The sequence below is a fragment of the Rhizobium sp. PDO1-076 genome (assembly GCF_000247475.1).
Classification (GTDB): domain Bacteria; phylum Pseudomonadota; class Alphaproteobacteria; order Rhizobiales; family Rhizobiaceae; genus Allorhizobium.
The window spans coordinates 1-686 of the sequence record NZ_AHZC01000346.1; the positions used below are offsets into that span (position 1 = coordinate 1).

A 686-nucleotide genomic window follows, 5' to 3' on the forward strand; every position below is an offset into this window, starting at 1 on the left:
CCCTGGAGATTTGCCTTCTGCGCGATTGCCTGAATGAGGCTCGCCTTGTCCAGCTTCGCTCCGCTAAAGATAGCCCCAGTGAGGTTCGTCCCAGTGAAGATAGCCCCTTTGAGGTTCACTGCTGTGAAGTCCACACGGCTGAGATTCATATCAGTGAGATCCGCCCCGCTGAGATCCACGCCCTGGAGATTTGCCTTCTGCGCGATTGCCTGAATGAGACTCGCCTTGTCCAGCTTCGCTCCGCTAAGGATAGCCCCAGTGAGGTTCGCCCGATGGAGGATCGTCCCATGGAGGTCCGCGTCACGGAGATCGGCGCGATCGAGGTTCGCATTTGTGAGATCCGTATGCTGGAGAACCGCACTCTCGAGGTTCGCCCCAGTGAAATTCGCACCATCGCAGTCGGCCCAGCGGAGATCCGCACTCTTGAGATCCGCCCGAGTGAAATTCGCACCATCGCAGTCGGCCCCGCGGAGGTTCGCCCCCTTGAGGTTCGCCTCAGTGAAATTCGCCTCCTTGAGGCTTGCCCCCGCGAGGCGAACCTGCTCGAGATCCGCCCCAGCGAAGTCCCCGTTGCGCAGATTCGCGTCCTTGGGTTCCCCCTGCGCGCAGTACTCTCTTGCGGCAGTAGGCTCAGCATCCGTCTTGCCTAGTCTGTTGTTTTCCCCTCCGTTTGCCTTAAGAGGTTT

General features: G+C 59.6%; 1 protein-coding gene. It reads right to left on the reverse strand.

Features of this window, described 5'->3' with window-relative positions:
* Nucleotides 1–686 (reverse strand): pentapeptide repeat-containing protein (locus tag PDO_RS16980; RefSeq protein WP_007604640.1); only part of this gene is annotated, 686 nt, incomplete at both ends.